The sequence below is a fragment of the Streptomyces sp. NPDC050145 genome (assembly GCF_044460245.1).
GTDB lineage: Bacteria > Actinomycetota > Actinomycetes > Streptomycetales > Streptomycetaceae > Streptomyces.
This window is the reverse complement of the sequence record NZ_JBITJS010000021.1, coordinates 153,933-160,381: the sequence shown is the minus strand read 5'-3', so window position 1 is coordinate 160,381 and position 6,449 is coordinate 153,933. Positions and strand designations below refer to the sequence as shown.

General features: G+C 76.3%; 3 protein-coding genes. All 3 read right to left on the bottom strand.

Going from position 1 to position 6,449, the window contains the following annotated elements:
- Window positions 1-288: 288 nt before the first annotated feature.
- The 3 genes from ACIBTU_RS33675 to ACIBTU_RS33665 are packed head-to-tail and all read right to left on the bottom strand — an operon-like array spanning window position 289 to window position 6,413.
- The gene (locus ACIBTU_RS33675; RefSeq protein WP_399130469.1) at window positions 289-2,652 is read right to left on the bottom strand and encodes an extracellular solute-binding protein; all 2,364 of its coding nucleotides are present in this window, start codon (window positions 2,650-2,652) and stop codon (window positions 289-291) included.
- Window positions 2,649-4,130, bottom strand: a complete 1,482-nt coding sequence (locus ACIBTU_RS33670) for a hypothetical protein (protein WP_399130468.1) — start codon at window positions 4,128-4,130, stop codon at window positions 2,649-2,651. Before ACIBTU_RS33670 ends, ACIBTU_RS33675 begins: the two co-directional genes overlap by 4 nt.
- Window positions 4,131-4,172: 42 nt before the next feature.
- Window positions 4,173-6,413 carry a tetratricopeptide repeat protein gene (locus ACIBTU_RS33665; protein ID WP_399130467.1) on the bottom strand — a complete coding sequence of 747 codons (2,241 nt, stop codon included), beginning with the start codon at window positions 6,411-6,413 and terminating at the stop codon, window positions 4,173-4,175.
- Window positions 6,414-6,449: the final 36 nt, after the last annotated feature.

Here is a 6,449-nt window from a genome sequence, read left to right as displayed (position 1 = left end):
TCCCCTTGGCGTGCTGCGCCTCGGTCGCCTTCTCGCTGGGGCCGGCCAGAGCCTGCTCACGGATCGCGTGCAGCTCCGCCACACGCCCACGCGCGTCGGTGGGCTCGTCGCCGGGGTTCGAGGCGGTGTCGTCCAAAACGGTCATGTAGTGACCTTACGAAGCCCACCAAGGAAAACCGCCCGTCGACTCCGTACAGTCTCCGACGCCGTTTCCTGGTGGGCCCTGACAGTTGTGGACGAAAACCGGCGGTCATCGACTGCGCGAGGCCCCCTGGCGTTGTACGGAACCTATAAACCACCGCTGCACACCACGAGCTCCCTGTTCACCGATTCGCCGTCGCCTGTTGGTGTGTCCGCGCTCTGCACACTCTCCAGGCCCTTCAGGATCCCGTCGAGTTCCGCCTCGGAGAGGGCCCCGTCCGTGGCGACCGCGGCGACGGTCTTCAGGGCCGCCTCGTGGAAGGCGTCGCGCAGCATCGGCCGCATCACGCCCGACGCGTCCAGGCAGCGCGGTACGTCGTTCTGCCGGAAGCGGCGGTAGACGGCGCGGGCCGTGCCGTCCTCGCCCTCGCGCCCGCCGATCTTCTTCATGACCGGGGTCATGGCCGAGTACATGGTGCCCTCGTCGGCCCAGTCCTCCTGGACCTCCTGGGAGAACAGGACGCGCAGGGCCCGCTGGGCCGGTTCGCGGTCGTCGAAGAGGGCCGCGAAGTCGCCGGACACCTCGTACCCGCGCCGGGGGTAGGGGCCGCCGGGGAGCAGTCGGGCGGAGTCCTCGATCGTGGCGCCGTCGTCGCCGCGGGCGAAGGAGCCCTGGTGCTCGTAGGCGCACCGGGGCTCCTCCTCGCGGAAGGCCTTGCCGTCCTTCTTCAGGGCGCCGGGGCCGCGCCAGTCGGTGGTGAGGGCCTTCTCGGCGCGCTTCTGGTCGGTGGCCAGGAAGGCGGCCCATTGCCGCCAGGCGGCGCGGACCGGTCCGTGCTCGTCGGTCCAGCTGCCGGCGCCGCGGGCCCACCGCGTGTACGGGCCGGGGCCCGCGCGCTGGAGCACGAGGTCCTCGATCCAGTCGGTGCCGGGCCAGCCGGTGGCGCCGTCCTCGCCGAGGCCCAGGCACCAGGAGCTGAGGGCGGTGGCGGGGCCCTGCTGCTTCGGGGTGTGCCAGACGATGCTCTTCAGGTTGGCGTTGACCGGCCACCAGTACGTGGCGCCCTTGTCCGCGCCCCTGCCCGCGGCCGGGTTCCAGGGGCCCGCGTAGTCCTGCTGCGGGTCGATGCCTTCGAGGGCTTCGTCGAGCGGCTTCAGGACCTTGTCGTCGCCGTAGCCGGCGAGCTCGCCGATGCCGGGCATGATCGCGATGTCCGGCGGGTCGCCCGCCTGCACCCGGGCGAGCAGGACCTCGCGCTGGGCGGGGGTGCCCTCGTAGTCGACGTTGATGCCGTGGTCCGCCATGAGCGTGCGGAAGCGCTGGGCCTCCTGGCCGGTCCAGGTGCCGAGGACGGTGACCACCGGGTCGGAGGGCAGGGCCAGGGGAACGGCGACGGGCGCCACCACGGTCAGTACGGCGGCCAGCGCCAGGCCGCGGCGGCGGCCCCGGGTGCGGGTGGCGGCCCGGCCGAGCCGGCGGGCCCGGGTCCAGTCGACGGGGCGGCGGCGCGGGTAGTCCTGGACGAGCCGGACGAGGAGGCCGGCGACGGTGGCGCAGACGACGGCGACGCCGAGGACGATGTACGCGACGTTCCACCAGCCGGAGCCGGAGAGGGCGGGCGGTCCGGCGCCCGCGACGGTCTTCTGGGCGCTGCCGAGGACGCCGGTGTCGTCGTGGAGGCCCGCGGCGAGGGCGACGCGCAGGGTGGCGGCGAGATCGTCGCGGGTGGCGGCCAGGGCGAGGGCGGTGTGCACGGCGAGGCTCGCGGAGAGCCCGGCGAGGAGGGCGGCTCCCGCGCCGCCGGCGAGCATCGCGGGGGCGAGCACCCGGCCGCAGCGGCGCCGTACGACGCGGGCGGCGCTGAAGGCGAGGGCGGCCGCGGCGACGAGTGCGAGGACGGCTCCGGCCCAGGCGGTGACGAGCGGGAAGGAGGGCTCGGCGAGCCGGCGGGACCGGTGCTGTTCGTCGCGGGCGATCTGTTCCAGCCGGGCGAGGATGCCGGTGTCGGGGCGTGCCAGCAGGGCGCGGGCCGCCGCCAGCTTCTCCGTCCGCATCTGCGCGTCGTCGCGGTAGGTGACGGTGGCGGCGGTGATGGTGTTGCCGTAGTTGACGAGCATGCCGTTCACGGCGGTGACGTTCTGGGCGACTCCCCCGCCCGCGTGGTCGGCGAACCGGGTCAGGCCCTGGTCGGCGGCGGCGAGCTGGCTCTCGGCGCTCTCCCCCATGCCGACCGTCCCGGCGATGTGCTGTTCGACGGAGCGGCGGGCGTCCTGATCGGCGCGGAGCACGGCGAGGCGGACGGCTGCGGCGCCCTGCGCGGAGGGAGCGGTCTCTTCGCTCATCTGGCGGGCCCGCGCGTCGAGGACGGGCACGGCGACGGCGGTGAGCAGGGTGACCCCCGTGATCGCGCAGGCGAGGAACAGCCACAGGTGCCGCTGGAGCAGCCGGCGGGTGCTCAGGGCACGCAGGGCGCGGACCGCGGCGCCGATCCGGATGCCGATCGCGCTCATGTCAGTCTCCTTCCGCAGCGCACGCAGTGGCGGGCTCCGGGTACGGCGGGCTCGGCGCAGGCCGGGTCGGGGCAGGGGCCCGTGGGGGTGGTGCGGTCGTGGCGGGGGCGCCGGGGGCCCCGGCCCGCGGAGCGGGTGCTCAGGTGCAGGAGGGTGACGCCGATGCGGTGCGGGTCGGCGGGGAGCCGGGCCTCGGTGCGGCCGGCGGCGGCGTCGACGATCCGGGCGTGTTCCCCGATCTCGTCGAGCACCCAGTCCTCGCCGCGCCGGTGCGCGGCCGCGGCGGCCCGGCCGAAGTGCTCCTCGGCGTCGGCGCGGCGTCCGGCGTCCAGTGCTTCCAGGCCCTTCTGGAGGTCGACGAGCATGCGGTGCCGCGAGTCGAGGAGGCGGCTGTCGGCCGCGGTGTCCTCGGGGGTGTGGGCGGCGGTACGGGCGGGTGGCGGGCCCGGGGCGAGCCAGCGGGCGGTGACGGCTGCGTGCAGGTCGCCGAGCGAGACGGTCGCGAACTGGAGTTCCTCGCCGAGCACGTCGCCGGTGTCGTCGGCGCGCAGGGTCAGCAGGAACTCGCTGGGGGCGCCGGACGGGTCCCAGGGCAGGGCGGCGAAGAGGTGGTGGTGCGGGCGGGCCGGGTGCGGGTAGAGGCGGCGGTGTTCGGGGGTGAACTGCACGAGGGAGTCGAGCTCCACGCCGGGCCGGGTGCGGATCTCCAGGGGCAGTTCGGGGACGGCCCGGCGGCAGGCGCGGCGTACGGCGGCGGCCAGGGTCCGAGCGAAGTCCGGGCCGGCCGCCTCGGCGGTGCCGCGCAGCCGGGCGGCGATCCGGTCCAGCGGCCGGTAGTCCCAGCGGTCGCCGACGGCGATCACCTCGCAGCCGAACTCGGCGCCGCACGCGTCGAGTTCGCGGTCGAGGGCGGCGGCGTCGGTGGCGGATCCGTCGGTGACGAGGAGCAGCCGCCGCAGGGGCCGCTCGCAGTCGGCGAACAGCTCGCGGGCGGCGGCGAGCCAGCGGTCGTAGCCGGTGGTGCGGGGCCCTGCGGCCGGGGCGAGCGGGGCCGCGCCCAGGGCGAAGACGGCGGCGCGGCGGTGCTCGCGGTCGGCCGGGGCCCAGGGGCCGTCGGTCCCGGCGGCGTCGGGGTAGTAGCGCCCGGGGCCCGCGGCCAGGACGGCGAAGTGCGCCCCGGCCGGCAGCACGGGCAGCGCCTCCCGCACCGCCCGCACCAGCTCGGGCCGGTGTTCCGGGCCGAGGTCGAGGGCCAGGACCACCGCGAGGGCACGGGGGTCCGCCGCATCCCCGTCGGTGCCGTCGGAGGCGGTGACCTGGAGGGTGGCGCGCAGGGTGGCCGGTTCGCCGGGGACGCGGCGGTCGGGCACGAGGTCGGGTTCGTCGACGCGGACGACGAGCGTCGTGTCGTACGGGGCCGCGGGCGCGGGTGCGTCGGCAGGGGTCCGGGCCGGTCCTGGCGTGGCCGGGGGTGTCATCGGATCCTCGGGGCATCGGGGGTCATCGGGGGTCGTCCGGAGTCATCGGAGGGTCGACGGGCGGATGGCGTGGGCGTGTTCGACCAGGGATTCGCTGAGGTCCTCGTCCGGGGTGTCGGCCGCGAGTTCGAGGTAGTCGTCGGCGAGACGGGCGCGGACCGCTCGGGCGGGGGTGGGTGGGGCGGGCCGGCGCCAGGAGCGCAGGAGGGTGCGGGCCGTGGGGTCGCCGGTGGCGCCGTGGGTGAGGTGGAGGGCGGCCAGTTGCCATTCGGCGACCTCGATGCGCAGGCGCAGTTCGTCGCCGGCGGAGAGGTGGAGCTCGCGTTCCTGGGGCGGGAGGGCGCGGTCGGCGTCCTGCGCGGCGAGGACGGCCGCGGCGGCTTCGGGGGCGGGCAGGTCGCCGGGTTCGGGACCCAGGCACGCGGCGCCGATGCGGGTGGCGGCGCGCCGGGCGAGGGCGCGGCCCCGGGTGCCGGGCGGGACGCGGCCCAGGGCGGTGAGGGCGCCGTCGCGGTCGCGAGCGTCCAGGGCGAGCCGGGCCAGGCCGAGGGCGGCGCCGCAGTGCGCGGGGTTGCGCAGGTGGACGCTGTGGAAGAGGTCGCGGGCGGTGGCTCTGGAGGCGGCCGCGCCGGGGCCGTCGGTGTGGGCGGCGCATTCGTGGACGTAGGCGAGGGCGAGTTCGGGCGCGTAGTCGCCGGGGAGGTCGGCGCGGACCCGTGCGAAGGAGGCGCGGGCCCGTTCGAGGTCGGCGGGCCGGCCGTCGGTGCCGAAGCGGGCGAGGGCGATGAGGCCGCGGTGCCATTCGAGGCGCCAGCGCCGTACGTCCTCGGGGCCCGGGATCGCCTCGGCCTCGGCCAGGTCGGCCTCGGCGCCCGTGAGGTCGGGGGCGGGGCCGGTGCCGAGGGCCACGCGGATGTTGTGCAGGCAGATCTCGGCGGAGCGTTCCTTGTCGGGGTCCTGGCCGAGCCGGGTGGTGGGGGCGTAGCCGCCGCTGACGCCGAAGTTCGGGGTGCGTTTGTCGTCGACGAACCGTTTGGGCACGGGGAGGCGGCGCGCGATCTCGACGGGGGTGGGCCGGCCGGGGTCGAGCGGGTGGAGCCGGGGCGGCGTTCCGCGCCGGGGGCGGCCGGGGCCGCGGCGGGCGAGGGTCTCGGTGGTGGGCACGTCGCCGAGCCGTTCGCCGAGCCACTCGGGCGAGGGGTCGAAGGCGACGGACGGCTCGGGGGTGGCGGGTTTGCCGCGCAGGGCTCTGATCTCCCGCAGCGCGCCGCGCAGTTGGTCGGCCATCTCGCCGGCGTCACGGAACCGGGTGCCCTCGGCGGGGGTCCGGGTGGCGCGGGCGACGACGGCGTCGAAGGAGGCGGCGCCGAGTCCGGGGACGTCGTCGCGGACGGCGTACGCGGCGAGGACGCGCAGGGTCACGCCGACGGTGTGGAGGTCGTTGGCGAGGGTGAGTTCGCCGCCGAGCTCGGGGGCGTGGAAGCCGGGGGTGACGTGCAGGGCCGGTTCGGTGCGGCCGGCCTCGCGGACGCCGCCGAGGTCGATGACCTTGACGCGGTCGCCGACGTGGACGACGTTCGACGGCTTCATGTCGCCGTAGAAGCTGTCCCGGTCGTGCAGGTGGGCGAGGGCGCCGAGGAGCTGGATGCCGTAGGCGGCGACGTGTTCGATGTCGAGGCTCTCGCGGCCCCGGCGGACGGCGTCGACGACGGACTGCAGGGTGTGGTCGCCGACGTCCTCCATGACGATGTGGCCGCCGGTGAGTTCCTCGGACGGCAGGAAGTCGCGGATCTGCACGATGTTCGGGTGCCGGGTGGCGATGAGGGTGCGGCGTTCGAGGTCGGCGAGGGCGGCGCTGTCCTGGCCGTAGCGGTCGCGGAGGGTCTTGACGGCGACGAGGTCGTCGAGGTGGGTGTCCTCGGCGAGGTACACCCAGCCCTGGCCGCCGCGTGCGACGGGCCCTTTGATCAGGTACTGCCCGCCGACGGTGTCGCCCGCGCCGAACTCGGGCCGCATGGCCTGCGGGGTGCCGCACTCCGGGCAGTACTGCCGGTCGGGCCGTCCCTCGAGTACGGGGATGGTGGCGCCGCAGTCGGGGGCGCGGCAGCGCTGGGCCTGTTCGGCGATGTGGGCGCCGTCGGCGAGCCGCTCCTCGGGCGTGCGCGGGCTCCGCTCGGGCAGCCGGAGCAGGACGTCGGGTCCGTACGGCGCCTCGCCCAGGGAGGGCAGCGCGGGCGCGTCGGGGCGGCGCCCGCAGTGACCGCAGAACCCGGTGCTCCCCACGACCCCGGGACACCCGGCCCCGGTGAGCCGCCGGTG